The following is a 25,398-nucleotide window of genomic DNA, read 5'->3' on the forward strand; positions in this document are numbered from 1 at the left end:
AGCGTCACGCAACCCGCGCCGATGACGTGGACCTGAAGCCGCATTGCAGGGGCTTGCAGGTTCACCTCCGCACGGGTCGAGACGCCACAGCGAGTCGATCCGCGCATTCAACGGTGATGCGGATCGTGGAAATCAAGGAGAGTCATGAGTTCTTCGAACAATGCCGAGAGGAAGACGATACGCGCACAACTGCGCAAGGTCGTCGCCGCTTCGATGGCAGGAACCGTCGTCGAGTGGTACGAGTTCTTCCTCTACGGTTCGGCCGCCACCCTGGTGTTCAACCACATTCTGTTCCCACCGTCGGACGACCCTCTGACACCGATCCTGGCGGGCTTCGCCACCTACGCGGTCGGCTTCATCGCTCGACCCATCGGCGGCATCGTCTTCGGCCACTTCGGTGACAAATACGGACGCAAGAAGCTGCTGCAGCTGTCGATCGTCCTTGTCGGTGCGGCCACATTCCTCATGGGATGCCTGCCGACCTTCGACCAGATCGGGCCCTTCGCCCCGATTCTTCTGGTTCTTCTGCGGGTCGTCCAAGGGTTCGCAGTCGGCGGCGAATGGGGCGGAGCTGTTCTCCTCGTCGCCGAACACGCACCGAACAAGGAACGCGGCTTCTGGTCGTCCTTCCCGCAGTCAGGCGTGCCCTTGGGCAACCTGCTCGCGACCGGCGTGCTCTTCGTCCTCACTTCAACACTGACCGAAGAGCACTTCCTGTCGTGGGGTTGGCGTGTGGCCTTCTGGCTCTCAGCCATCATCGTGCTCATCGGCTACTACATCCGCACCCGTGTCTCCGACGCTCCGATCTTCGAACAGGTCCAGGCTGAGGAGATCGAAGAGGGCGTGGACTACGGAATCAAGGCCGTCTTCAAGCGCTACCCGCGTGAGGTCTTCGCCGCGATGGGCCTGCGCTTCGTCGAGAATATCCACTACTACCTCGTTGTGACCTTCTCAATCACCTACCTGGCGATCGCGGTCAAGATCGAAGCCGCAGAGATCCTCGGGCTCCTTCTCGGAGCCCACGCGATCCACGCCGTGCTCGTGCCCCTCGTTGGGGCGATGGCGGACAAGGTCGGGCGCAAGCTGCCATACGGCATCGGAATCGTGCTCACCGCTTCGTGGGGCTTCTTCGCCTTCCCGATGTACGACACCGGCAGCGGCGTGATGATCTTCCTCGCCTTGCTGCTGGGGCTCATCTTCCATGCACTGATGTATGCCGGACAGCCGGCGATCATGTCAGAGATGTTCCCTACCCGCATGCGCAACTCGGGTGTCTCGACCGGATACCAGGTCACGGCGATTGTGGCCGGATCGTTCGCTCCGATCATCGCCACTGCGCTGCTGCAGAAGTTCGACTCCTCGGTGCCGATCGCGTTCTACCTCCTAGCTGCCGCCATCATCTCGATGGTCGCGCTTCTGTTCACAAAGGAGACGAAGGGCATCGATCTGCGTTCACTGGACCAGGTGGACAAGGACCGCCGTCACGCGGTGAAGCGCTGATACTCACACCTCAGCACTCGAACGCACACCAGTGAGTTCGGAATTCGGGCGGTGCCGATGATCGTCGGCACTGCCCGAATTCATGACAGCGGACAACACAACAGCGGACAACACCGTCGAATTACGTCACGATCGAAGGGACTGCAATGGTCGATCTCAACAAGAAGCGCGCCCTGGTCACTGGGGGAGCCTCCGGTCTCGGCAAGGCGATGTGCGAAGCCTTCGCCGCAGCCGGAGCACACGTCATCGTCGCCGACGTCAACGCAGAATCTGCGGAAGCCGTAGCCAGCGACATCGGAGGAGAGGCGTGGGCGGTCAACCTCGCAGACACCTCGGCGCTGGATGGAGTCGACCTCGACGTCGACATCCTGGTCAACAACGCGGGCATCCAGCGGATCCACCCGATCACGGAATTCCCGCTCGACGAATGGCGACTCATCAACACGCTCATGCTCGAAGCGCCGTTCGTGCTGACCAAGGCAGCGCTGCCCGCGATGTACGCCAAGGGGTGGGGCAGAGTCATCAACCTCTCCTCGATCCACGGGCTGCGCGCCTCGGCAAACAAATCAGCTTACGTGGCGGCCAAGCACGGGCTCATGGGATTGACGAAGACGACCGCCTTGGAAGCCGGTCTGCACGGTGTGACCTGCAACGCGATCAACCCTGGTTATGTGATGACACCGATGGTCAAGGGTCAGATCGCCGATCAGGCGAAGACGAACGGCATCACCGAGGACGAGGTTCTCGAACAGGTCTTCCTCGGACATTCTGCCGTGCCGAAGCTTGCTGACCCCGGCGACATCGCCGCTCTGGCACTGTTCCTGGCCAGCGATGCTGCCGCCGTCATCAACGGCAGCGCACACAGTGTCGACGGTGGTTGGTCCGCCGCCTGAGGCCTGCGGAGGACTGAGATGCCGTGCAGAACCAGGCTCGGGGCAGCGTGAGTGCAGGCCCGATTCAGAGGACCTCGAGGACGCTGCGGACTCCTGCGTTGCGCAGGGATTCGTGGCGGACCGAGGCCCAGTAAGAGACCGGTTTCGAGAATTCCTCGGGCAGCACCTGCACGAGGCGACTGTTGCCCACGGCGAGGAAGTCGGGCAGGATCCCGATCCCGACTCCGTTCGACGTGGCGAGCACGTGCGCATGCACCGAGGTGGAGCGGAAGAACCCCTTGCCGCGCGGCAGCGCATTGCCCGCCTCGTCGAGGTCATCGACCTGGAGCGAGTTCTCGATGTAGTAGATGAGCCGGTGCTCGGCAAGATCATCAAGCGTCGTCGGCATCGTGTGGGACGCCAGGTACTCACGGGAGGCGTAGAGCTGGAGCCGATAGTCGCGGATGTGCTTCGCGACGCTGCGTGGTGCGTCCGGCCTGCCGACGACGACCTCGATATCGACACCCGAACGGTACTGCCGGGCCCGCTGCGTGGCAGTGATGAGTTCGAACTGCAGACCGGGATGGCTGCGTTGCAGCTGGGTCAGGGCCGGGACCGCGAATTCAAGGGCGAAGGCCTGCGGGCAGGCCAAACGGATTGTCCCTGACAGGGCGGAGCTGGCGTGGGCGTCGATGCGTCCCAGGGCAGACTCGATGTCCTCGGCCACGGGAAGCAGGTGACGTCCGGCAGCACTGAGCTCCCAGCCGTCGGGTGAGGCCACGAGCATGCGCTCGCCGTAGGCCTTCTCCAGGGCGGCGATGCGTCGGGAGACCGTCGTGTGGTTGAGGCCCAGGCTGTGCGCAGCGGCCGTGAACTTGCCCAGCCGAGCCACGGCAAGCAGCGTCAGCAGATCTTCGGGAGAGATCTGCGAACCGGATCCGCCTGGTGCATATGAAGCCATAGTGCTTCCATCCTATCTGCGTGCACGCACATATCTGGTGCGGAATATGTGATTCCGCGCGACAGGTGTTGGCCGAGCGACTGGCGTAATGTGAGTGGGAACACTGCAGCAGCTGCGGTACAGACACAGCAACATTTGAAGAACATGATGCGAGGAGGCATTTTATGTCGACAATTGGATGGGTCGGCCTGGGAAACATGGGTCGTCCGATGACAGCGAACCTGGTCAAGGCCGGTCACACTGTGAATGGCTTCGATCTCGTCGAGATCGCCGTCGAAGAGGCGGCCAAGCACGGGGTGAATCCTGTGAAGTCCATCGCCGAGGCGGTCGCCGGAGCCGACATCGTGTTCACGATGCTGCCCAAAGGTGAGCACGCCCGCGCCGTCTACCTCGAGGCCGACGGCGTGTTGGCCCACGCAGATACCAAGACACTCCTCGTGGACTCGTCAACGATCGACTTCGACTCCGCCCGCGCACTGCATGCAGAAGCGGCCAAAGCCGGCTTCCGTTTCGTCGACGGTCCCGTGTCCGGCGGCGTCACCGGTGCCGAGGCAGGCACGCTGACCTTCATGCTCGGCGGCACCGATGAGGAAGTGGCCGAGGCGAAGACGTTCATCGAGCCGATGGCCGGCAACATGTTCCACGCCGGTGGCGAAGCCGCGGGTCAGGCTGCCAAGATCGTCAACAACATGATGCTTTCGATCAGCCTGCAGGGTGTCGTCGAAGGGGCCGTGCTCGCTGATCGCTTCGGTCTCGACCCGAAGGTCTTCTATGACATCGCGACGGTCTCCTCCGGAGATTCCTGGCCTCTGCGCACCTGGTATCCGGTGCCGGGCGTGACGAAGACCGCGGCTTCGAACAACTCCTTCAAGCCCGGATTCGCCACGGCTCTCATGCACAAAGACGTCGGCCTCGCCCTCGCAGGCGCGGAGACTCAAGGTCTCGACCTGCCTGCAGCGCAGCTCGTCCACGCTCAGCTGCAGAAGCTCGTCGACGCGGGCCTCGAAGGGCTCGACACCTCGGCGCTGATCAAGAACATCGACGCCAAGGCCGAGGGCCTCCCCGAATAAGGACGCGCGGGCGATCCAGACACAATGCGGCTGCGATGGGCGCCGTTGCCATGGCAACAGCGACGGGCGCGGCAGCTGACAGCCTCGTTCCGCCGCACAGACACCAACGGTTGGTCAGTTCACTTCGATCCACGGGCGAACGTCGAAGTGAACTTACCAACCGTTTGCTGTGCACCAGGATGCGGTGCCCGCGACATCCGACTTCGACGGGTAGGACCTGCAACTCCGACGGGTAGGGCCTGCGTCTCCGATGGGTACGACCTGCAACTTCGACGGGTACATGTAAGACTTGAAGCATGAGTTCCCCAGGCACACCTGAATCACAGAACGCACCAGAATCATTGGCACCTGACGCCATCGCCTCCATCAGAGACAACCTCGACGAGGTGGCCACTCGTGCGGCGACCGCCGCCGAGGCGAGCGGTCGGACGAGTGATGATGTGAAGGTTCTGCTCGCGACCAAGACTCAACCGGCGGCGAAGATCCGAGTGGCCCTCGAACATGGGTTCACCCTCATCGGGGAGAACAAGGTGCAGGAGCTGGTCGGCAAGGCAGACGACTTGGCCGATCTGGACCATGAAGCCCACCTCATCGGTCCTCTGCAGAAGAACAAGGTCAATCACACCCTGCGCCATGCGCACTGCATCCAATCCGTCGACAATCTGGAACTGGCGGCGAAGATCAACAACCGTCTTGAGGTCCTCGACCAGACTGTGGACTTCTTCGTACAGGTCAACACCTCCCGGGAAGATTCGAAGTCCGGGATCGCGCCCGAGGAGACGGAGGCGCTCATCTCTGAACTCCGGGACCACACGCGGATGCGACTGCGTGGTCTGATGACGATCGGTCTGCCCGGACGTACACCGGAAGAGATCCGTCCCAGCTATGCTGACCTGCGAGAACTCAGCGAGAAGCTCATCGCCTCGGGTGCTATGTCAACCGACGCCACTGAGCTGTCCATGGGCATGAGCAACGACTTCGAGCTCGCAATCGCCGAGGGTGCGACCATGGTCCGCGTCGGTTCCAGTGTGTTCGGCGCCCGCGATTACACCTGAGGCAAGCAATGACCACACCTGAGGCAAGCGGCGACCACTCCTGAGACACCCACGGCTGACCGTCACGTTCGAGGACTGGGGCTTTGGTCACATGATGACACCAGGCCTCCCACCGCGGCGGTGAATCTGTGAAGATGGAGCTATGAACACCAGTCCGCAGGAATCCCAAGCGTCCGCGGCGCCTGCCGCCGCGCAGTCCCAGCAGGTCAAGGTGCGCGCACCCGAGCTCATCGGCCGCAGGTGGATGAACTCCGGCGGCAAGGAGCTGAGCCTGGCCGATCTACGCGGCAAGGTGATTCTGCTCGATTTCTGGACCTTCTGCTGCATCAACTGCCTCCACGTGCTCGACGAGCTGCGTCCGCTCGAGGAGAAGTACGCACAAGAGCTCGTCATCATCGGCGTCCACTCGCCGAAGTTCGAGTTCGAACGCACCGTCGAAGCCGTTGATCAGGCAGTCGAACGCTACCAGGTCGAACACCTCGTCCTCGACGATCCCGACCTCGTCACCTGGCAGGCATACACCGCCCGTGCCTGGCCCACGCTGGCCGTCATCGACCCAGAGGGCTACCTGGTCGCGACCCTGTCGGGCGAAGGTCACGGTGCCGGCCTCGGTGAGATCATCGAAGGACTCATCGAGGAGCACTCGGCGAAGGGCACACTGCACTCCGGCGACGGGCCCTACGTGCCGCCGCCAGCACCGGAGACCGAGCTGTTCTACCCCGGCAAGGTCACCCCATTGCCATCGGGCAATCTCCTCGTCGCCGATTCGGGACACCACAGCCTCGTCGAATACGATCCTTCGGGCCAGGAAATCATCCGGCGCATCGGCACCGGCGAACGCGGCGCAGGCGACGGCGATTTCGCGCAGGCGTCCTTCAGCGAACCCGGCGGCATCACCGTCCTTCCCGGGGACGTGGCGGCGAAGGTCGGCTACCACCTCGTCGTCGCCGACACCGTCAACCACACCTTGCGCGGCATCAACCTCGAGACCGAAACCGTGACGACGATCGCCGGCACCGGAGCTCAGCACATGGTCGGCGCGATCGACAACGTGGTCGGCACCCACGGCGAACTCGGCCGCTACGACGGCCCCGCCCTCGACGTGAAGCTGTCCTCACCGTGGGACGTCCTCTACGTCCCCTCCACCGCCGAGGTTGTTGTGGCGATGGCGGGCAATCACACCATCTGGTCGTTCAACCCCGAAGCCGGGTCGATCCGGCTGCTCTCGGGCACCATGAACGAGGGCCTGGCCGACGGTGATGCGGACAGCGCATGGTTCGCGCAGACATCGGGCCTCGACCTCACCTCCGATGGCGAGGTGCTCATCGCCGACTCGGAGACCTCGGCGATCCGACGTCTCGACCCGAACACCGGAACCGTGTCCACGCTCGTCGGTGAAGGACTCTTCGACTTCGGCTTCCGTGACGGTCCCGCCGCAGAGGCCAGACTGCAGCACCCCCTGGGAGTGCGGAGCCTGCCGGACGGATCGATCGCGATCGCCGACACCTACAACGGGGCGATCCGCCGCTATGACTTCACCACGAACGAGGTTTCGACTCTGGCCCGCGGCCTCCGCGAACCATCCGACATCTTCGTCCTCGACGCTTCCGGCTCCGCGCCGGCCGAGCTCCTCATCGTCGAATCAGCCTCGCACGCCCTGACCAGAGTGAAGCTGCCCAAGAACGCCCAACGAGTCGACGAGGGTGCGCTGACCAGCAAGCGCCCCTCGACCGAGATCTCCTCGGGCCCAGTGGCAGTGTCCGTGAGCTTCACTGTTCCAGCAGGTCAGAAACTTGATGACCGGTGGGGAGACCCCACGTATCTGCAGGTCTCGTCGACACCACCGGAGCTGATCGTCTCCGGCGACGGCGGCGCAGAAGGACTGAAGCGCGACATCGTCATCAACCCCGAACTCAAGTCAGGGGTCCTGCACGTGACCGCACGAGCCGCCGCCTGCGACGGCGAACCAGGCGGAGAGATCCCCCTGCACGCCGCGTGCCACCTCTACCAGCAGGACTGGGGCATTCCAGTCGACCTCGTCGCCGCAGCTCCGGCCGAACTCACCCTCGACCTCCGCGGAGCCTAAGGCCCGCCGCAGCCTGCTCGTCTTTGTGGACTTACGTTCAAAAATCGCGAACTTCTCGCACGCAAGTCCACAATGACGCGGGGCTCAGTTGCGACGGCTGCTCCGCGGGGCTCAGTTGCGACGGCTGCTGCGCGGGGCTCAGTTGCGACGGCTGCTGCGCGGGGCCTGAAGGACCAGTGGAGCCGTCGTAACAGCCCCGGGGCAGCTATTTCACGGTCACGTCGCCGAGGCGGCGGGGATCGAAGCGGACCTGCGAGGACTTGACGACGACGGAACCTCCCATTTCGAAGGAGAGCGTCTCGTCGAAGTCGTGCTCGGCCGCCGTGACGATGTCGCGATAGCGTCCCTGGATGCGCACCTCGACCGTGGACGGGGTCAGCTCGAGATCGTTGCCCGAGGCGGTCAGGCTGACCTCTGGTTCGCGAGCCAGTGACCACTTCACATCGCCGAGGATCTCGTTGTCCGTCTCGTAGCCGAACACGCAGTCCGAGGGGTAGAGGGTCTTCGACTTCACACATTTCGCCAGATGCTCGGTGACCTGCTCATCGACCGACTGCTCCAGCTTCGCCGTGGGCTCGGGCGAGAGCGCGATCTGGGCGGTGTCGGTCGGGGCGATCACCTCGGCGCGTTCGGGCTTCGACTTGAGGTAGGTCGCATCGAAGCCGACGAGGTAGGTGGCCGGGAACAGCACGGGTACCGTTCCGGCGGCGACTCCGTAGCCGTTGACCGTGGCCGTCGACGACCCCTCGACTTGCAGGTCGAGGGTCGGCCATTCCTTCTGCTCGATCGCCCACCGGTCGAACAGTCCTGCAGTCGCCGGCAGCTTGACCATCGACAGATCCACGGTCTGCGTCTGTGAGGACAGAACATAGCTCAGCGAGACCTTCGCATGGTCGCCGTCCATCGATACCGTCGTCGCCTCAGCGTCGCGCGGCAGGTCAGGGGCGGCAGAGAGCACATCATGATTGAGCGCCAGAGTCGACGATGGGGTGGGAGAGGCGAGATAGGAGAACGCACGCTCGGCGTTGGCGTCCTCGATCGCGGAAATATAGGCTTCAGCGGCGCGGGCAGGAGTGTAGACGGTGAGGTTGAGGAGGGGAACTGCTGCCACGGTGAGGACGATGACCAGGAGCGCCGCAATCAGAAGCTTGCGCGAAGTTCGCATTGCTTCTCCTGATTCGGTGGGGGATGAAGGAATTTCAGTGTAATGCCAATTGCCCGCCACCCGGCTCTATGAACGGCGAGGACGCGCGGGCGGGGGAGTCGGACGCGCGCCGGTGGGGTCATTCCACCGAGTACGCGTGCAGCGCCTGGGTGTCGACCTCGACGAAGACGTGGGTGCCGACCTTGACGTTGGCACGCAGGGCGGGGATTGACTCGCCGAGGCTGGGGTGGAGCACGCCGAATCCGCTCTCGCTGTCGGACACGCCAGCCAGATCCGCCAGGTCCACGTCGAGGGCGAGTCCCATCTCGGTGTCGACCGGCGACAGCTTCGCCTGCAGACAGGAGCCGTGATCGCGCAGTCCGATGACGACGGCTTCGAAAACCGTCGCCGAGGTGAACGCCGGGTCGTGTTCGTCCAAGGACAGGAGAGCACTGCGCCACCCGAGAGTGACGAAGACCTTCCCGTCGAGTTCGGTCCGAGCCTTCACCGCAGAGTGCCCGATCGACAGCCAGCCCTTGCGTGCCAGCCCGGAGTAGACGTTGACCCTGCTGAGTTCGGCCGGCAGGGAGCCCCTGGGCTCCGTGACGACCTGTTCCAAAGTGCCGAACGAGACGAGCTCGCCTTTTTCGATGTCGGCCACCCCCGCCTCGGCGACGGTGAAGTCGGTCAGTGTATTCGAGGTGAAGACGATCCCGCGGCCGTGCGCTGCGGCCAGATCGGCCAGACGACCGCGTAGGCCGGCGCGCACATGTCCGGGGACGGAAGCGAAGGGATCGATGAAGGTCAACCACGGCAAGCCGCTCGCCCAGGCCACGGCCAGGCCGAGTCTCGCACGCTCAGCGGCACCAAGTTCGCCGAACCGGCGCCTCAGGACGTCAGGGTTGACCCCGAACTCCGTGCACGCCAGAGCCAATGCCGCCTCCCCAGATCCGGCATTGGCTTCGCGAAGATATGTTCTGACCCACCTGCGCACACGTGTGAGACCAGACCGGAGCCCGGTCGGGAACCGCGGCGGAGGTGCGACGTCGGAGCGCGCAGCAACGGACAGCACCACCTCAGTGGTGCTGTCCGTGCTGCCCATGAGACCGAGCATTGTCCCTGCTCGGAGACGACCAAGATCGATCTGGTGTCTGCCGAGGTGCAGCCCCGCTAGGGACAATTCATCGTTCAACGGATCTTAGAACTCCGCAGGATCGTCGGAGGCGGTCATCCGCCGACGAGTGATGACGACGGCTGCGGCACCGACGACGAGGAGTCCGACCCCGAGTGCCAGTCCGGTCATCTCGGCACCGGTGCGGGGCAGGTCACTGCCGCTGTCGCTGCCGTTCTCCCTGCCCTCATCGACCGAGGTGCCGTTGGTGACGACGGTGAAGCTGCCGCCCTGTGCCTTGTCGAAGCTGTCGGCCTGGGCTGTGACGTTGTACGTTCCCAGCACAGCCTTGACCTTCGCCTGCACGCCGAAGGTCGCCTTGCCCTCGGAATCGGCTTCCTTGGTCATCGTGTAGCGATCGACCTTGCCCTGAGCATGCTCGACCGTGATCGTGATCTTCTCACCTGGCTGTGCGCCGGTGATGCCGAGCTTGATGCCCTCATTGAGGAAGTCTTCGGAGCTGATCTCGGTCGGGTCGATGATGAGCGCCTGGGTCGCGGTTGCCGCGGCCTTCTTCTCACCGTCATCGGTGCCGGGGCTGGCCGGAGCGGTCGTCTCCGACGGAGCGTCCGACTCCGGAGCTTCGGACCCGGCCTCGGTGGGAGCAGGAGCCTCCGACTTGTCTTCGGTCTCCGTCGGCTCGGGTGTCTCGGACTCCTTCTCGGTCGGCTCGGGAGTCTGAGTTTCGGTCTCCGTGGGCTTGGGAGCCTCGGATTCCGTCTCCGTCGGTTCCGGAGTCTTCGTCTCGGTCTCGGTCGGCTTCGGAGCAGCGGGCTGCCGGGCTTCCTTGGTCTCCGTGGGCTCTTCCGACTTGGTCTCGGTCGGAGTCGATGTCTCGGTCGGAGCCGACGTTTCGGATGGCTCATCGGTCGCGGTCTCGGACGGTTCTGGGGCCGGTCCGGTTGCAGGTGAGCAACCGGAGCCCTTGGCGTCCTCGTCGATGTCCGAGTCACTGGCCACGACCTCGAAGGAGACCTTCGAGGAGTCCTTCTCGGTCTTCTCATCGGTGAGGTAGAGCGAGTATTCGCCGGAAGGAACCTTGGCGTTGTCCGTGACGGAGAAGAAGTAGGTGCCGGACACCTTGCCCTTGTCGTCGACGGTCAGCTTGGTCTCCGGCGAGTACTTGGACCCGTCGGTACCGACGACCGTGACGGTCGCCTTGCTGTCGGGGGTGAATCCGGTACCGGAGAATCCGATGCCCTTTTTGCGATCCGCGATATCGGCCCGGGTGACCTGTGCCGCAGACAGTGTCGCCTGCGGGTCCGAACTGTCGGGAACCTTGGAATCTGGGTCGTTTGACTGCTGTGCACCTTCATGTGCACAGAGCGGGCCTGCCGGCACCGGAGCGGACTCTGTCGCTGCGAACGCGGGAGCGCCAGCAAGACCTGTCAATGCAACGGCTACTGCGGGGGCAAGCACAAGACGCGAGGTCTTCACAGTAATGCCTTTCGTTCGTTGTCAACCCACGAAAGACGATGGACTCCCGGCATTCCTTGGCTTAAGAAGAGGAAGGCACCATCGTGCGCGGGTTCGTACAGCTCCTAACTCTAAGGCATTCACGATCGGCTGTGGGGAGACACACGGGAGAAAACCAGCAAAAACACCACCGATCGTTATCAAGTCGTTACCAAACTCCGGTGTGTCGCGGAGTCTGTGAGCAATTTCGCCCCTTCGTGAGTGCTGCTCACTGCACTCCTGAGCCCTGGGCGACTACCATCGGATACGTGACTCTCCTTTCCGATCGCGACATTCGCGCCGAGCTCGACTCCGGACGCATCGCCCTCGACCCCTATGACCCTTCTCTGATCCAGCCAGCCAGCGTTGACGTGTGCCTGGATCGCTACTTCCGTCTGTTCGACAACCACAAATACCCGGTCATCGACCCGAGTCTCGATCAGCCCGAACTCACCCGCTTCGTCGAAGCAGCGCCAGGAGAGCCGTTCGTGCTGCATCCGGGCGAATTCGTGCTCGCCTCCACGCACGAGCTCGTCACACTGCCCGACGATGTGGCCGCGCGGCTGGAGGGCAAGTCGTCACTAGGACGCCTTGGGCTGCTGACCCATTCCACGGCAGGCTTCATCGATCCCGGGTTCAACGGTCATGTGACTCTCGAGCTTTCGAACGTCGCGACTCTGCCCATCACCCTGTGGCCGGGAATGAAGATCGGTCAGCTCTGCTTCTTCCGCCTCAGCTCGGTTGCGCTCAACCCCTACGGTTCGCAGGCCACCGGCAACCGCTATCAGGGGCAGCAGGGCCCCACGGCATCCCGTTCTCACCTCAACTTCTACCGGAGGGACATGTGACCACCCGCCGAGAGCTGCGGATGCAGCGGGAAGCCGCCGAGCGTGTCAGCGACACGGATGTCTCGGCGGACCTGCGCGGCTTTCATCTGCTTCTCCTCGACGAAGGGGTCGAGGTCTCCGATGTGCTCGCGCTCGTGCACAACAGGCTTCCCGACCTCGCGCCCCGCCTGGATGAAAGAGGCCAACTGAAGCTGAGTCGACACTCGCGTCTGAGTGAGGGAGTCGACCTCGATGCTGTCGCGATCGCCGCGCTCGAGGTTCCCGACTGGGCTCATCACGCAGTAGTCATCGACTGCCCTCGAGACCGCGAACCGGTCCCGCCGCCGGACTGGTTCAGCGACGCAGACGGACTCCATGAGGCGTTCCCGGCAGGGCTGCCCGACCGGGAAGAGGAGCGGATGCTCAGCCTCATCCTGGGCGTCGCATCACGCCTGCACACCGGTGTCCGCCTCGCGGATGAAGCGGGCCTGCCGACTCGGGTCATCGTGCCCGACCCGGAGGCGAAGATCGACCTCTATCTCTACTCGTCCTATTGGCTCGAGCCCGACGTGGCGCTGTCGCTCGTCCGCAAGCACGCTCCGCACGCCTTCCAGCAGGCGCTGCCGACACCCGACGAGGCAGTCCTGGCTCAGGCCACGATCGACGATCCCCTCTTCGATCCCTCGGCACCGGTCATCCTCGACGGCTATTCGCTCCTCGTCCCTCTCGGGGAGATCAGCGAGAAGGCAGGCATGATTGAGATTCGCGTATCGGAGGCTGACTGGGTGCCGCCGATCATCGGCAAGCATCTTCAGATGCCGCTGATCGAGTACCACGTGCACTGGATGGATACCGAGTCGAAGCGCTTCCAACCGGTCCAGACCCGTCGTTTCCGGCGAATGCGCAACAAGGTGGCCGGCCTCGTCGACAGCATCGGAGCAGAACTGCTCATCGGCTGTGACGGCACCGGCTTGGATGAGATGGGCTTCCTCGTCACGAGCAGCCAGCTCCGCAGCTGACGCAGGTTCCGGCTCGCCGCCCCCAGCTCGCCGCCCGCAGCCAAGTCGACTTCGCCGGCAGTGAACGTTCTGAATCGCGCAGAATTCGCGCAGAACCTGTGACAAATGGGCTTGGAACGGGCGTGGAATCTGAACAGAATGTGTTCATAATGACTGTTGCGACCGGCCTCGTTGATTGGGAGATACGCGGGGTGTCGTGAGAAAATACTGTTGAGCACTACATTCTGGCAAATCTTATATATGACGGAGGTGTCCGCCGGTGATAGTCATGACAGGAGCCTTTTTCGGGGCTGCTGTCATTGCGTACCCACTGGTCAGACGCCTCGGTCGCAACGGGTTCTTCTTCCTTGCGCTGGTGCCGTTCGCCGCGCTGATCTTCAGCCTGGCCCAGGTCCCCGATATCTTCGGGTCCGCAGGTTCGCCCTTGGTCGAGAGCATGAACTGGCTGCCGGCACTCGGCCTCGAGGGGATCTTCCGCCTCGACGAACTCTCCTGGATCATGAGTCTTCTGGTCACAGGCGTCGGTGCCCTCGTCTTCGTCTACTGTGCCCGCTACTTCCCGCCCGATGAGCCCGGCCTGGCCCGGTTCGCCGCAGTCTTCATGGCCTTCGCCGGAATGATGTACGGGCTCGTCGTCGCCGATGAGCTCCTCATGCTCTACCTGTTCTGGGAAGGCACCACGGTCTTCTCCTACCTCCTCATCGGCCATAGCCAATCCCGCCGTCGCTCGCGCCAGGCCGCACTGCAGGCCCTCATCGTCACCACGGCCGGCGGGCTGGCCATGCTCGTGGGCATGATCCTGCTGATGGCCGCGACCGGAACAGGCCAGATTTCCACACTCATGGAACGCGCCAGTCTCGGTCTGGACACCGGGCCCGTCATCGTCACGGCCGTGATCCTCATCCTCGTCGGTGCGGTCTCGAAGTCCGCGCTGATTCCCTTCCACTTCTGGCTCCCCGGCGCCATGGCAGCACCGACCCCGGTCAGCGCCTACCTGCACGCGGCGGCGATGGTCAAGGCCGGGATCTACCTCATCCTGCGTCTGGCACCGGGTTACCACGCACTGCCCGGATGGTCGGAGACCCTGCTCACGCTGGGTCTGCTCACGATGTTCATCGGCGGCTGGCAGGCCCTGAAGCAGACCGACCTCAAACTTCTGCTCGCCTTCGGCACGGTCTCCCAGCTCGGGTTCCTGACGACGATGGCCTCCTTCGGCACACCCGACATCACCAAGGCCGCGCTGGCGATGCTCATCGCGCACGCCCTGTTCAAGGCCTGCCTGTTCCTGTGCGTGGGCATCATCGACCATCGTGCCGGCACACGTGACCTGACGAAGCTCTCCGGAGGCTGGAAGGCATTCCCCGTCGTGGCCGTCTGCGCCACGATTGCCGCAGCCTCGATGTCCGGCCTGCCGCCGCTGCTGGGCTTCGTGGCCAAGGAGGCGGTCTATTCGACCCTGCTGGCCTCTGGGGACAAGGCATCGATCATTGCGCTGATCGGCGTCATGATCGGGTCGATGCTCACCGTGGCCTACTCGGCACGCTTCGTCTGGGGCGCGTTCTCGAGCAAAGCGGGCGTCGACGACATCGCCCGCCGCGATGAGAAGATCACGCTCATCATCTCCCCGGTCATGCTCACCGTGCTCACCGTGGCGTTGGGGCCGGCCGCCGGGCTCATCGACGGCTACTTCGGAGCCTGGACCTCGACGCTGCCGGTCATCGACCCCGGCGACGGCGACTACCACCTGGCCCTGTGGCACGGGCTCGAACCTGCACTGGCCCTGTCCGCGATCACGATCGCCGTCGGCCTGGGCCTCTTCTTCCTCCGCGACTCGTTTGCCAAGGTCCAGTCGACGCTGCCCTCGGGCCTGGACTTCCACGACCTCTACAGCAAGCTGATCAGCTGGATGGAGAGGTTGGCTCTGTGGGTCACCTCCCGCACCCAGCGCGGTTCGCTGCCGTTCTACCAGAGCGTGATCTACCTCGTCCTCGTGGCAGGCATCGGTCTGGCCGTGATCTCGAACGACACCTGGAACATCGATTTCAAACTCTTCGACACCCCGCTCGACTTCATCATCGCAGCGGTCCTCATCATCGTCGCGGTCGCAGCCACCCGCGCAAAGAAGCGTTTCACCGCCGTGGTCGTCACCGGAATCTCGGGCTATGCGATGGTCGCCTACTTCGCCTTCGTCGGGGCTCCGGACCTGGCCCTGACCCAGGTCCTCGTCGAGACCATCACCATCGTCGTCTTCGTCCTCGTCCTGCGCCGACTCCCGGCTCGGATCGGTCAGAGCACCGGACGCTTCACCCCGGCCTGGCGCGCCATCATCGGCGCCGCAGTCGGCGTGACCATGATGGTGGTCGTGCTCATCGCCGCCGGTGTGCGCATCAGCGACCCAGTCTCCGTGGACTTCGGTCAGCTCGCCTACGAACTCGGCCACGGTAAGAACATCGTCAACGTGACTCTCGTCGACATCCGCGTCTGGGACACCCTCGGTGAGATCTCGGTCCTCGTCGCTGCCGGCACCGGCATCGCCGGACTGATCTTCGTCCGCGGCCGTGAAGGACACCTCCACCGCTTCGTGTCCCGCCGTGACGGCACCGAGCTGCAGGGGCGGGTGCGCTTCCAGCCCGTCGCCGAGGAGATCGGGAACTTCCACGCCTCTCAGCGCGAGGACGTGACACAGCGGCGAGTCTCCTGGCTCATCGCCGGACGCACACTGGCCCCACGCAACCGATCCATCATCCTCGAAGTCACCGCCCGCCTCGTCTTCCACGCTGTCCTCATCTTCTCCCTCTACCTCCTCTTCGCCGGCCACAACGAACCCGGCGGCGGCTTCGCCGGTGGCCTCGTGGCCGGTCTGGCACTGGTCGTGCGCTACCTCGCCGGCGGTAAATTCGAACTCGCCGAGGCGGCCCGATTCACCCCCTCGGGCATGTTGGGGACCGGAATGATCATGGCCGTGCTCACCGGCGTCTCCGGGTGGATCTGGGGCGACACCGTGTTCAAATCCGTCTATCTCGAGGGCGACATTCCGGTGCTCGGGCACCTGTCGTTTGGAACCTCGACGTTCTTCGACATCGGCGTCTACCTCATCGTCGTCGGCCTCATGCTCGACATCCTCAGATCATTGGGCGCCGAGGTGGACCTGCACCAGGAGCGCGATGAGATGGTGCTGACCAACCGACTCAACCAGTCGTACAACCTTTCGGAGAACTTCAGCGCCGAGGCCGAGCACGATGCGGTCTCCTCGATCCTCGACCGTGTCAACCACCTCGACGTGGACAACGGCGCGGAAGGGGGACGGCTATGACTGTGCCCTTCATCATGGTGCTGGCGATGGGATTCCTCTTCGCCTGTGGCATCTACCTCATGCTCGAACGCTCCCTGACCCGTGTGCTGCTGGGCTTCATCCTCCTGGGCAACGGAGTCAACCTCCTCATCATCCTCACCGCAGGCAGGGGAGCTCCGCCGCTGACTGACGGGAAGAACCTGTCCACGGAGGGCATGTCGGATCCGCTGCCACAGGCGCTCATCCTCACGGCCATCGTCATCACGTTCGCGGTCACAGCGTTCCTGCTGGCCATGATCTACCGCTCCTGGCGATTGGTTCGCGCCGATTCGCTGCAGGACGACACCGCCGACCTGCAGGTGGCGATCACGAAGATGATCGACTCCGAGGCGGAGGCGAGCACGGACTACGACGACACCGAGTTCGGTGATGAGGCCGAAAGTCCGATCACCGGAGCCATCGACCTCGACGACGACGGCAAGCCCCACGAACGTGAAGACAACGAGGTCAGCGCGGACAGGGCCGAGAACAGCGCGGGCAAGGGCAGGGCCGGGGCCACCTCGGCGAACAAGGACGGCAGAGGTTCCGAAGGAACCGAGACGGAGGAGAAGAAATGATGGATCTCCTTCCCGTGCTTGTGCCGCTGCCCGTCCTCCTGCCCCTCCTCGGTGCAGGCTTGGCACTGGTCCTGTCGAAGCACTCGCGGGCACAGAACATCGTGTCGATTCTGATCCTCAGCGCGGTCATGATCATCTCCCTCATCATGCTCTTCGGCGTCGACGCCCACGGCCCGCAGGTCGTGGCGATCGGCGGGTGGGAGCCGCCCGCAGGGATCGTGCTCGTCGCCGACAGGCTCTCCTCGCTCATGCTCGTCGTATCCTCCCTGGTCATCTTGTGCGTGCTCGTCTACGCGCTCAACCAGGACGCCAACGACGATTCGAACGAGACCCCGATCTCCGTGTTCAACCCCAGCTATCTGGTGCTGTGCGCGGGTGTCGCCAACGCCTTCCTCGCCGGTGACCTCTTCAACCTCTACGTCGGCTTCGAGATGTTCCTCGTCGCCTCCTATGTGCTGCTGACACTGGGTGCCACGGCCGAGCGGATCCGGGCGGGCGTGACCTACGTCGTCGTCTCGCTCGTGTCCTCGATCATCTTCCTGGCAGCGATCGGCGTCATCTACTCGGCGACCGGAACAGTGAACATGGCCCAGCTGTCCGAGCGGCTGAGTGAACTGCCGCCTGATGTGCAGATGATCCTGCATGTCCTCCTGCTCATCGGCTTCGGCATCAAGGCTGCGATCTTCCCGCTGTCCTTCTGGCTGCCCGACTCCTATCCGACTGCTCCAGCTCCGGTCACGGCTGTGTTCGCGGGGCTGCTGACGAAGGTCGGCATCTATGCGATCATCCGCACCGAGACGCTGCTGTTCGCCGAGTCCTCTCTGCGAGTGCCTCTCCTGATAGCAGCAGCATTGACGATGGTGGTCGGAATCTTAGGCGCGATCGCCCAGTCGGAGATCAAGAGGATCGTGTCCTTCACCCTCGTATCCCACATCGGCTACATGCTCTTCGGTGTGGCGCTGGGGACCACTGTGGGGCTCTCTGCCGCCATCTACTACACGGTCCACCACATCATCGTCCAGACCGCGCTGTTCCTGGCCATAGGAATGGTGGAAATGCGAGGTGGGTCGACCTCGACCAGGTCTTTGGGTGGGCTCATGGTGCTCTCACCGGCGCTGTCGATCGTCTTCTTCATCCCTGCCCTCAACCTCTCCGGCATCCCGCCGTTCTCCGGGTTCATCGGCAAGGTCGCCCTCTTCGCCGCCGGCTTCTCCGACCACGACTGGCTCGCAGTCAGCCTCATCGTCGCCGGCACCGTGACCAGCCTGCTGACCCTCTACGTCATCGGGCGTACCTTCAACCTGGCCTTCTGGCGTGACCCCGCGGATGCGGAGGAGCCGAATGAAGAGCTCGTCGCAGAATTCGCCGAACGCAAGAAGGCCAAGCTCGCGGGCAAGCCCTGGAAATCGCAGATCGGCGTTCCGGGATCGATGTTCGCCGCCACCACCGTGGTCGTGGTTGCGTCGATCGTCCTCACGGTCTTCGCAGCCCCACTGTGGGATATGTCGGACCGTGCCGCGGAGAACCTGCAGTCGCCTGTCAACTATGTGACGACCGTGCTGGGCGGTGATGACTCATGAGCCCGAACAGGCCACCTCGGATGACGAAGGGACGAAGCTTCGTCCAGCAGCTCGTGCTGGTGTTCTTCCTCGTGGTGCTGTGGGTGATGCTCTGGGATGCGGTGTCGCTCATGCACATCATCACAGGTGTCGTCCTCTCCCTCGTCGTGACCCGCGTGTTCTATCTGCCGCCGGTGGTGCTCTCCGGCAGGTTCAACATCATCCACGCCCTCAACTACGGACTGTGGTTCCTCTATTCGCTCATCATCGCCTCCGTCGAGGTGGCTTGGTACGCATTCCGGCCCCGCGCGGTGGGCGCCGGATCGGTCATCGCCTGCGACCTGCGCACGAGTTCGGACCTTCTGATGACGCTCGTCGCCGACACCGCCAGCCTCATTCCCGGATCGATCATCGTCGACAGCGACCGGGCGCTGGGCGTCCTCTATCTGCATGTTCTCGACTGCGATTCCGAGGAGAAGGTCCTCAACGCGAAAGAGCTGGTCTACCATATCGAAGAGCTGCTCATCAAAGCTCTCGGCTCCCACCGTGACCTCGCTGCACTGAAGATCAACCCTGATCCGCTGGCCGACGAACGCGGAGGTGACCGATGAGCCAGATCGTCCTCGACACCCTCGTGGTCATGGTCTCGGTGCTGCTGGCCTCCTCGGCGATCATCGCCCTCTATCGCATCGTCCGTGGGCCCTCGATCCTCGATCGCATGATCGCCACCGACGTCGTGCTGGCCTCCATCATGTGCGGTTTGGGCGGGTTCATGGCCCTGTCCGGTCGCACGGACCTCCTGCCTGTGCTCATCGTGCTGGCGATGCTCGGGTTCGTGGGCTCCGTCAGCGTCTCCCGGTACGTGTCCAAGTCCGATTCCATGACCCCCGGCGCCGAGGTGGGCTCACTCAGTGACTTCTCCAGCTCGGACTGGCACATGCCCAAGGAATCAGCCGATGGCGCCGAGGGTCACCGTGACACCGAGAACCGCCAGCAGGCACAATCCCAGGTCGGTGAGGAGTGGCCCGATGACGTGGCCCGCGGAATCTCCGATGTCGCCGACGGGCCCGATGCGATCACCGTGCAGGAAGACGAAGAGCCAGTGACCGTGGGACTCGACCAGGGAACCGACCCCGGTGCCGTTGCCGACCCCAGCGCCGAACCCAGCGTCGATCCCGACGCCGACCCGGAGGCGCAGGGCGAGGGGATGGGAACGGGACCCGACTCGGGGCCCGGGGACTCCGACGACGGTGAGCGCACCGGACCGGAACCAGATGACGACGAAGGGGGACGCCGATGATCCTCGACATCATCTCTGCGGTGCTCATCCTCCTCGGCGGGGTGCTGTCGCTGGCTGCCGCGCTGGGTCTGCTGCGCTTCGGCGATCTCCTCTCACGCATGCACGCGAGTGCAAAGCCCCAGATCCTGGGGCTGCTGATGGTGGCTGTCGCGATTGCGATCCAGTACCCGGCATGGTCGACGGTGACGACGTTGGCGATCGTCATCTCGTTCCAGCTCGTCACGATCCCCGTGGCCACGCACATGGTCGGACGCGCCGGTTATCGCACCAAGCACCTGCGTCGTTCTATGCTGTACCGAGATGAGCTCGCCGAGGCGGTCGATCGGGCAGAGGCCAGAGAAGCCGCGTGGGAACGCAGAAAAGGAATCGGAACGGACCACAATGACGGTTGACACTCAGCACGAACCCCAGCCCTTGGTGCTGGTCGCCGATGACGAACCCGATGTCCTCGGCGCCGTCGTCCCCTTCCTCGAACGATCCGGTTTTCGGGTGCTCGCCGCCAGCGATGGCTTGCTGGCCCTCGACGAGATCCACCGGCACAATCCCGATGTCTGCGTCCTGGACGTGCTCATGCCCGGTGCCGATGGCAGACAGGTTCTGCGACGGCTGCGCCAGGAGGAGAACTGGGTCCCGGTTCTGCTGCTGACCCAGGTCGGAGAGGCCGTCGAGCGGGCGATGGCGCTCGAAGAGGGTGCCGACGACTACCTGAACAAGCCCTTCGACCCGCACGAGCTCGTGGCGCGCATCCGCGCGGTGCTGCGTCGGACCCGGACAGACGGGCCTCCCTTGGCCACTGCTCCGGTGCTGGCTTCGAGCTTCGGTCTGCGCGTCGATCGTGTGGGCAGGCGCGCCTGGATGGGCAATCGCGAACTTGTCATCACGCCCAAGGGCTTCACCCTGTTGGAATACCTCATGGTCCACAAGGACGAACTCATCGAACGGTCCCGTCTGCTTGAGATCCTGTGGGGCTTCGAAGAGGCCGTGGGCACACGTGCGGTGGATTCCCGTGTGGCCGAACTGCGCCGAGTCCTCGGGGAGGACGCCGCCGAACCTCGATGGATCGCCACCGTGCAGGGGCGGGGCTACAGATTCGTCGGTGAGGTCCGAGGCGAAGATGGTCAGAGATCCCCATGACGAACTTTCTGGTCTTCGAGATCCAGATCTGGCTGTTCCTGCTCCTGCTGTTCCTCGTGCTGGCAGGTTTGGCCGTCGGTGCCTTCTTCGCCTGGAGGTATCTGCGCAGACGTGAGGCCGCGTTGAAGGAGTCGATTGAGACGGCGGCGAGTGAGGACTCCCTGGCCAAACGCAATCGGATGCTCATCCGACTCGATCACGAGCTGAAGAATCCGCTGACCGCGCTGCGCACCTCGGCCGCGAGCATCCGCGACGTCGTCCGCGAGGGCGGCTCGATCAGTGAAGTCGAATCCTCAGCCAAACAGGTCGACATCTCCTCGCGCCGGGTCGCGCGACTCCTCGCAGACCTGCGCAAACTCGCCGACGTCGAGACCCGCATCATCGAATACTCCCGAGTCGATCTCGATCGGCTCATCCACCAGGCCGTCGAGGATGCATCGACGGCACCCGGCGCCGAAGACCGCATGATCGTGGCCACGGTCGCCCGTGCCCCCTGGCGTCTGCCCGACGTCGCCGGTGAGGAAGATCTGCTGCTCACAGCGATCCTCAATCTATTGGGCAATGCGCTCAAATACTCCTCTCAGGCCGAAGTCGTCGAACTGCGTGCCAATGAGCAGATCATCGACAGCCACCGCTGGGTCGTCGTCGAGGTGGCCGACACCGGCAGCGGCATTCCGCTGACCGAGCAGGAGCAGGTGTGGGACGAACTCTCACGCGGCTCGCGCGTTCGGGCAGTGGCTGGTTCCGGCATGGGACTGTCACTGGTGCGGGCGATTGTGACCCGTCACGGCGGTTCGGTGCAGCTGTTCAGCCAAGAAGGTGTGGGCACCTCGGTGCGTATGGTTCTGCCGGTCCTCGGCGACGCCGCGCAGGTGACGGTGCCGCCGATGGCCGATCAGGTCGGGCACGCCGCGGCCGGATCTCATCCGGTCCAGCCGGTGCAGCTTCCCGACTCGGGGCCGTCTCTCGGATTCCTGCCTCCTCGGCAGCCCAATGAGGCGGAGCTTCAGGGACGGATCCTGGGCACACCGCGAAGAACCTCGAAGCGACGCCTCGAGCGAGTCGACGGCAACCTCGTCCACCGGTCGACCGGAGAATCCCTGGGCGGCGGTTTCCCACCGGACTCTGGTCAGCACTCCCAGTTCAAGCCCGGCCCCGGCGTGGGCCGGACACCCGGAAACCCACAGGCAGCGCCGCAGTCTGGGCCGCAGCCTGGACCCCAGTCGGGGCCGGAGCAGGGTGCTGGCGGCCCGCAGTCGGGCCCGGTGCAGGCCTATGGAAGCCAGCCCGGTCCGCAGCAGTATTACGGCAGCCAGCCCGGGGGGCAGTTCGGCAGCCAGCCTGGACCGCAGCAAGCCTGGCAGCAGCAGCCGCCGCAGCCTCAGCAGCCACCGGCGCAGCCGCCTCAGACACAGCATCCGGATTCGGGACAGCAGCCACGCAGCCGCCGTGAGCTGCGGTCGAGGGACGAACGGTGATGACCCGCGCTGCGAAGGTGCGAACAGTCGTGGCAGGAGCGGCACTGTGCAGTCTTGCCCTCAGCGGTTGCTCGGCTCTGCAGATCCGCACCGCAGAACGGGACTCCGGTCCCGTCCGTGTGGCAGTGCAGAAGAAGGCCGGCGAGAACCCCACCACGGCACCTCCTGACGACGGAATCCCCGAGGGGATGAAGGAAGTCTCGGTCAACCTCGGCGCCGAATGCCCCGTCGACGTCAGCGTTGCGATGACAGATGACTGGGCCCAGGGATCGGCCACCGACGATTTCCACTCCTTTTCCCGCGGATCCTCCGTCGCCGACAGCGACACGATCCTCATCACCTGCAGCAAGGGCTACGACGAGTCTCCGCAGTCAGTCGTCGATGCGAAGAAGAAATACACGTTCGCGGAGCCGGACTCCTCGGTGATCTCTCAGCGCACGGGCAGCCTCGCGGCCGGATCCTACTGGTCTTACCAAGGTGTGCTCGGTCCGACGGAGATCTTCGCGATCAACCAGGAGCCGACAGTCATGTACGGGACCCGGATCGGATACCAGACAAATGGGCGCCTCGTCGACATCGGCGTCGAGATGCGCGCTCTCGAAACGGACACGGACGCGGCAGAGGAGTTCAAGCAGATGCTGCCCACGGTCACCATCGACGGCGCGAAGGTTCCCGCCCCGAGATTCAAATAGCAGTTTGCGGGCCCGAACATCGGCGATGATCCTAGGATGGTTCTATGACGATCAACGACGCTGTGACTGCTCTCCTCGATGCCCGCCGACTGCAAGGCCTCCTGACGAACCAGACCGGCCGTGTCATCGCCCAGTATTCCTTCCTCAACGACGAGGGCAGCAGCTACCTCTCCCACCTGGCAGATATCAGCGGTGAACGACCGCACCGAATCACCCGCGGCGATCAGTCCATCGGCCCGGCCGCCATCGGCGACTCGGGCACCGTCTACTTCGCGGCCAAGCGCACCGGCGAAGACGGCAAGGATGCCGAAAGCCCCAGCCTCTGGGCGCTGCCGGAGACCGGGGAAGCACGCAAGCTCGCCGATCATGACGGCGGATTCTCCCGAATCGAGGTCAAAGGCCACTCCATGATCGTGCAGTTCCCCGTCCACACCTGGGCTGCGAACGAGGACGAACACCAAGAATACAGTCAGGAACGCAGGAAATCGAAGGTCAGCGGAATCCTCCACACGGGTTTCCCCATCCGCCACTGGGATCATGACCTGGGCCCGGGACAGGAGACTCTCGCGGTCGCAGACCTGACCGAGATCACCGACGAATTCGACGAGGACCTCACCCCCGACGCTGCCGAATCCGAAACGACCACGTCCGACGGTGCCACGTCCAAAACCCCGACCGCCGAGGCCACCAGCTTCAGCGAAGATTCGACCACAGCCGCATCCACCGGACTCACTTTTCGCTATCTGCCGCTGCCGTCGGGACGACTCGTCGACTGGGCCGTTGACGAGGAAGCACAGTTCGTTCTCGTCCAGGTCGAGAAGCCGATCTCGGGTCAGCTCGAGGCCAGCGAGATCTGGCAGATCGACCTGCACAAACACAGTGCACCCCGCCTGCTGGTCGAGGCTGCCGCCGACCACGGTTTCGGCATCGACGCGATCAGCCCCAACGGGACCCATGCCCTGGTCACCCGCGAGCAGTTCTGGACGTCGAAGACGAACCTGTCCGCGACGCTCATGCTCCTCAACCTTGACACAGGGTCATTGGAGACAGTCTGGCCCGAAGCCGATCACTGGTTCGACCCCGTCTGGGCCGACGATTCGACGATCGTGGCAACCGCTGACGACCACGGACGCGGCAGTGTCTTCATCGGTGATGTCAACGACGAACAGCCTCGGCGTCTGGTGGGCGGTCCGGGGCAGAAATATGCCTTTGCAGGACTGCAGGTGCAGGGAATCACGGTCGTGGCGACCGCCTCGGCGATCGATGTCGCACCACTGCCCATCGCCATCGACCTGATCTCGGGTCAGATCAGCGAGCTTGCCAACCCGGCGAACGCCATCGACGGAGCAGGCTCCCTCACCGAGGTGGCCGCCGTTGGTGACGACGGCACCGAGGTGAGAGCCTGGTTGGCTCTGCCCGACGGGGAAGGTCCGTTCCCACTCGTCGTATTCGCCCACGGCGGGCCCTGGGGATCCTGGAACTCCTGGACGTATCGGTGGAACCCAGGACCGTTCGCGGCCGCCGGATATGCGGTGCTGCTGCCGGATCCGGCGATCTCCACCGGCTACGGCCAGTCGATGATCGACCGCGGTCAGCAGGAACTGGGCGGGGCACCCTTCACGGACATCCTCGCACTCACGGATGCGGCCATCGAACGCCCCGACATCGATGCCGAGCGCACCGCTCTGGCCGGCGGTTCCTACGGCGGGTACATGGCGAACTGGGTGGCCGGGCACACCAGCGAACGGTTCAGATGCATCATCACGCACGCCTCCCTGTGGAACACGACGTCGATGGGACGGACCACGGACAACGCCTCATGGGACGTGGCCATGCGGAAGCAGTCGGGGACGTATTCGCCGCACCTGTTCGCCGACCGGATCGAGGTGCCGATGCTCGTCATCCACGGTGACAAGGACTACCGGGTGCCCATCGGGCAGGGGCAGGAACTCTGGTACGACCTGCTGTCCCGGTCGAAGACACCGCTGGACGAGGAGGGGCACACTCAGCATCGCTTCCTGTACTTCCCCGACGAAGGTCACTGGGTGGCCGGTCGCGGCAATGCCGAGGTCTGGTATCGCACGGTCCTGGCGTTCCTCGACAGGCACGTCCTCGACGTCGACGCCCAACGTGCCCGCACCCTAGGGTGAAGGGGGACTCCGCAAC

The 25,398-nt window shown here is 64.1% G+C and carries 20 protein-coding genes and 1 pseudogene; 17 read left to right on the plus strand and 4 right to left on the minus strand.

The window, feature by feature from the left end; translation table 11 throughout:
* The first annotated feature begins 144 nt into the window (after positions 1–144).
* Together HU144_RS04800 and HU144_RS04805 are read left to right on the plus strand one after the other, a co-directional pair.
* Complete coding sequence (locus HU144_RS04800; RefSeq protein WP_232488165.1) at positions 145–1,500, plus strand: MFS transporter; 1,356 nt, start codon at positions 145–147, stop codon at positions 1,498–1,500.
* A 146-nt stretch (positions 1,501–1,646) separates the two neighbouring features.
* Positions 1,647–2,393, plus strand: coding sequence for a 3-hydroxybutyrate dehydrogenase (locus tag HU144_RS04805; protein WP_235350353.1), 747 nt, complete (start codon positions 1,647–1,649; stop codon positions 2,391–2,393).
* Between the two features lie 64 nt (positions 2,394–2,457).
* Here the strand turns inward: HU144_RS04805 and HU144_RS04810 are convergent, their stop codons facing one another.
* Complete coding sequence (locus HU144_RS04810; RefSeq protein ID WP_198395741.1) at positions 2,458–3,333, minus strand: LysR family transcriptional regulator; 876 nt, start codon at positions 3,331–3,333, stop codon at positions 2,458–2,460.
* Positions 3,334–3,494: 161 nt separating this feature from the next.
* Here HU144_RS04810 and mmsB point away from each other — a divergent pair.
* The 3 genes and pseudogenes from mmsB to HU144_RS04825 all read left to right on the plus strand — a co-directional run.
* Positions 3,495–4,403 (plus strand): annotated as a pseudogene (mmsB, locus tag HU144_RS04815) (3-hydroxyisobutyrate dehydrogenase); the annotation flags it as partial.
* A 296-nt stretch (positions 4,404–4,699) separates the two neighbouring features.
* Positions 4,700–5,458, plus strand: coding sequence for a YggS family pyridoxal phosphate-dependent enzyme (locus HU144_RS04820; RefSeq protein ID WP_235350355.1), 759 nt, complete (start codon positions 4,700–4,702; stop codon positions 5,456–5,458).
* 142 nt (positions 5,459–5,600) lie between these two features.
* Positions 5,601–7,544, plus strand: coding sequence for an NHL domain-containing thioredoxin family protein (locus HU144_RS04825; protein WP_235350356.1), 1,944 nt, complete (start codon positions 5,601–5,603; stop codon positions 7,542–7,544).
* A gap of 205 nt (positions 7,545–7,749) precedes the next feature.
* Here HU144_RS04825 and HU144_RS04830 read toward each other — a convergent pair whose 3' ends face one another.
* The 3 genes from HU144_RS04830 to HU144_RS19370 all read right to left on the minus strand — a co-directional run bounded on the left by HU144_RS04830 (position 7,750) and on the right by HU144_RS19370 (position 11,296).
* A complete protein-coding gene (locus HU144_RS04830) occupies positions 7,750–8,709 on the minus strand; it encodes a hypothetical protein (protein WP_235350357.1) in 960 nt (319 codons plus the stop codon).
* Between the two features lie 118 nt (positions 8,710–8,827).
* Positions 8,828–9,790 (minus strand): ABC transporter, encoded by a 963-nt coding sequence (locus HU144_RS04835; protein WP_235350358.1) that lies wholly within the window; start codon positions 9,788–9,790, stop codon positions 8,828–8,830.
* Between the two features lie 96 nt (positions 9,791–9,886).
* Positions 9,887–11,296, minus strand: a complete 1,410-nt coding sequence (locus HU144_RS19370) for an LPXTG cell wall anchor domain-containing protein (protein ID WP_235350359.1) — start codon at positions 11,294–11,296, stop codon at positions 9,887–9,889.
* A 287-nt stretch (positions 11,297–11,583) separates the two neighbouring features.
* Here HU144_RS19370 and dcd point away from each other — a divergent pair, with 287 nt between their 5' ends.
* The 12 genes from dcd (at position 11,584) to HU144_RS04900 (ending at position 25,382) form a co-directional block, all read left to right on the plus strand.
* Positions 11,584–12,162, plus strand: a complete 579-nt coding sequence (gene dcd / locus HU144_RS04845) for a dCTP deaminase (RefSeq protein ID WP_096168264.1) — start codon at positions 11,584–11,586, stop codon at positions 12,160–12,162.
* On the plus strand, positions 12,159–13,160 hold the full coding sequence (locus HU144_RS04850; protein WP_235350360.1) for a hypothetical protein: 1,002 nt from the start codon (positions 12,159–12,161) through the stop codon (positions 13,158–13,160). The genes dcd and HU144_RS04850 overlap by 4 nt, the downstream gene beginning before the upstream one ends.
* Positions 13,161–13,428: 268 nt before the next feature.
* The gene (locus tag HU144_RS04855) at positions 13,429–16,473 is read left to right on the plus strand and encodes a Na+/H+ antiporter subunit A (RefSeq protein ID WP_235350361.1); all 3,045 of its coding nucleotides are present in this window, start codon (positions 13,429–13,431) and stop codon (positions 16,471–16,473) included.
* Positions 16,470–17,069, plus strand: coding sequence for a Na(+)/H(+) antiporter subunit C (locus tag HU144_RS04860; protein ID WP_096157732.1), 600 nt, complete (start codon positions 16,470–16,472; stop codon positions 17,067–17,069). The genes HU144_RS04855 and HU144_RS04860 overlap by 4 nt, the downstream gene beginning before the upstream one ends.
* Positions 17,066–18,649 carry a Na+/H+ antiporter subunit D gene (locus tag HU144_RS04865; protein WP_235350362.1) on the plus strand — a complete coding sequence of 528 codons (1,584 nt, stop codon included), beginning with the start codon at positions 17,066–17,068 and terminating at the stop codon, positions 18,647–18,649. Before HU144_RS04860 ends, HU144_RS04865 begins: the two co-directional genes overlap by 4 nt.
* Positions 18,646–19,239, plus strand: a complete 594-nt coding sequence (locus tag HU144_RS04870; RefSeq protein WP_235350363.1) for a Na+/H+ antiporter subunit E — start codon at positions 18,646–18,648, stop codon at positions 19,237–19,239. The genes HU144_RS04865 and HU144_RS04870 overlap by 4 nt, the downstream gene beginning before the upstream one ends.
* Positions 19,236–19,928: a monovalent cation/H+ antiporter complex subunit F gene (locus HU144_RS04875; protein WP_235350364.1), complete on the plus strand. Its 693-nt coding sequence runs from the start codon at positions 19,236–19,238 to the stop codon at positions 19,926–19,928. Before HU144_RS04870 ends, HU144_RS04875 begins: the two co-directional genes overlap by 4 nt.
* On the plus strand, positions 19,925–20,320 hold the full coding sequence (mnhG, locus tag HU144_RS04880) for a monovalent cation/H(+) antiporter subunit G (protein WP_198395755.1): 396 nt from the start codon (positions 19,925–19,927) through the stop codon (positions 20,318–20,320). Before HU144_RS04875 ends, mnhG begins: the two co-directional genes overlap by 4 nt.
* Positions 20,310–21,062 carry a response regulator transcription factor gene (locus HU144_RS04885; protein ID WP_235350365.1) on the plus strand — a complete coding sequence of 251 codons (753 nt, stop codon included), beginning with the start codon at positions 20,310–20,312 and terminating at the stop codon, positions 21,060–21,062. The genes mnhG and HU144_RS04885 overlap by 11 nt, the downstream gene beginning before the upstream one ends.
* A complete protein-coding gene (locus tag HU144_RS04890) occupies positions 21,059–22,540 on the plus strand; it encodes a sensor histidine kinase (protein WP_235350366.1) in 1,482 nt (493 codons plus the stop codon). The genes HU144_RS04885 and HU144_RS04890 overlap by 4 nt, the downstream gene beginning before the upstream one ends.
* Positions 22,540–23,232 carry a hypothetical protein gene (locus HU144_RS04895; RefSeq protein WP_235350367.1) on the plus strand — a complete coding sequence of 231 codons (693 nt, stop codon included), beginning with the start codon at positions 22,540–22,542 and terminating at the stop codon, positions 23,230–23,232. The genes HU144_RS04890 and HU144_RS04895 overlap by 1 nt, the downstream gene beginning before the upstream one ends.
* 44 nt (positions 23,233–23,276) lie before the next feature.
* Entirely contained in the window at positions 23,277–25,382 is a 2,106-nt protein-coding gene (locus tag HU144_RS04900; RefSeq protein ID WP_235350368.1) for a S9 family peptidase, read from the plus strand.
* Positions 25,383–25,398: the final 16 nt, after the last annotated feature.

It is taken from the genome of Brevibacterium sp. UCMA 11752 (genome assembly GCF_021532235.1).
Lineage (GTDB): Bacteria > Actinomycetota > Actinomycetes > Actinomycetales > Brevibacteriaceae > Brevibacterium > Brevibacterium antiquum.